2 protein-coding genes are annotated in these 1809 nt (G+C 71.3%); both read left to right on the forward strand.

The window, feature by feature from the left end; all coding sequences use genetic code 11:
- A partial coding sequence (locus tag ACWEOZ_RS39010) for a hypothetical protein (RefSeq protein WP_451915706.1) occupies nucleotides 1-185 on the forward strand: 185 nt, incomplete at its 5' end.
- A gap of 538 nt (nucleotides 186-723) precedes the next feature.
- A partial coding sequence (locus tag ACWEOZ_RS39015; protein WP_451915707.1) for an acyltransferase family protein occupies nucleotides 724-1809 on the forward strand: 1086 nt, incomplete at its 3' end.

The raw sequence follows: 1809 nt of genomic DNA on the forward strand, positions 1-1809 counted from the left end.
CTGCGCAGGTCGTGGGCCACGATGCCGGCGAAGCCGACCAGCTCCGTCTCGCGCTGCCGCAGCTGCTGTTCGACGGCTTCGCGCCGCCGGATGGGGCCGCGGTGGTCGCGGCGCCGGGCGCGGCCGGCTGGTCCGCCGCCGGCTTCGCCGGATCGGCCGCACCCCCGGGCCGGGCGGGAGCATGAGCATCGGCGGTGGGCGCCAGCTGACCGGCGGGAGCAGCCGGATCCCCGGGTACGGCGGGCAGCCCGGCAGCCGCGGGCACGCCACCGTCGGCCGGAAGTTGCGGGATGGCCGGCAGGTCGGGCAGAACCATCGACGGCGCCGCCGGCGTGGCCGGAGTCTCCTCCGCACCCGCGGTGGTGGCGACCATGATCCCGCCGGCCAGCACCGCCGAGACCGCGGCGGTCACTACGACAGCAGGCTTGCGCATCCCGTGTGTCTCCCTTTGCCTCGGTGCGCCGCGCCCGTGCACGCCGCCCTCGAGGTGGACCAACGCCGGCACCACCCAACGGTGACTACGGCAGGTTTCGGCCAGTTCTCCCCCACAAGCCGGCGACAGGCGTCCTGACCTGGCCTTTCCCGCCTCCGGAGCGACCACCGGCGACGCACAATCGCACTGACAATCCGGACACTTCACCCCTTCGGGGTAACCCGCCCGGGCGTACTTGTGGACCGCTCCGGAGGTGCTGGAAGGCAGGCGGGCATCGCTAGCGTGCTCCGGTGCGCAACCGCTATCTGGACCTGCTCCGCGCCGCCGCCATCGTCCGGGTGATCGTCTACCACCTGTTCGGCTGGCCGTGGCTGTCGATCCTGCTGCCCGCGATGGGCATCATGTTCGCCCTGGCCGGATCACTGACGGCAGCCTCCCTGGACCGGCGCCCGGCGGGCACGGTGATCACCTCCCGGCTGCGCCGGCTGCTGCCCCCGCTGTGGCTGCTGGCGGTGATCGCGGTACCCGCGATGCTGTACCTGGGCTGGACCGACGAGGACGGCGGCGACAAGCCGCTGAGCTGGAAACTCGGCCTGTGGCTGCTGCCGATCGGGGACCCGCCGGGCAGCGAGAAGGGCATCGACGTCTGGGAGCCACTCTGGTACATCCGGGCGTACCTGTGGTTCGTCCTGCTGTCGCCGTTGCTGTACCTGGCGTACAAGAAGATCGGCTGGGCCGCGGTGGCAGCGCCGATCGTCCTGATCGCGGTGCTGGACAAGACCGGGTTCTCACTGCCGTTCGGACGGGCGGACGCGGCCATGTGGGACTTCGCAACCTACGGCGCGTGCTGGATCGCCGGCTTCGCACACCACGACGGACGGCTGGCGCGAATCCGTCCCGGCCTCGTGGTCGCGGCCTCGGCCGTCATGGGGCTGGCGGCGTTGTACTGGCTGCGGGGGCACGCGTCGGAGTCGGGCTGGGACCTCAACGAGGTCTCGGAATCGCAGGCATTGTGGTCACTGGCCTTCGTTCTGCTGGCGCTGCGGTGGCAGCCGGACATGTCGTGGCTCGGGCGCAGCCCACGCTTGGACGGGGCGGTCAATCTGCTGAACGCGCGCGCGGTGACGATCTATCTGTGGCACAACATCGCGATCGCGGCCATCTGGCCGGTGCTGACGGTGCTGGCGCTGGATGACCTCGGGGATTTGGACGGGCCGACGGATCTGATCGCTTCCCTGGGGCTGACGTTGGTGGCGGTTTTGGCGTTCGGGTGGGTGGAGGATTTGGCGGCTCGGCGGCGGCCTCGGTTGTGGCCTGTGGGGGGTGGGCGGCCGGGAGCTGGCGAGGTGGGGCCTGGGTCTGGGTTGGAATCTGGG

The organism is Actinoplanes sp. NPDC004185 (assembly GCF_053603475.1).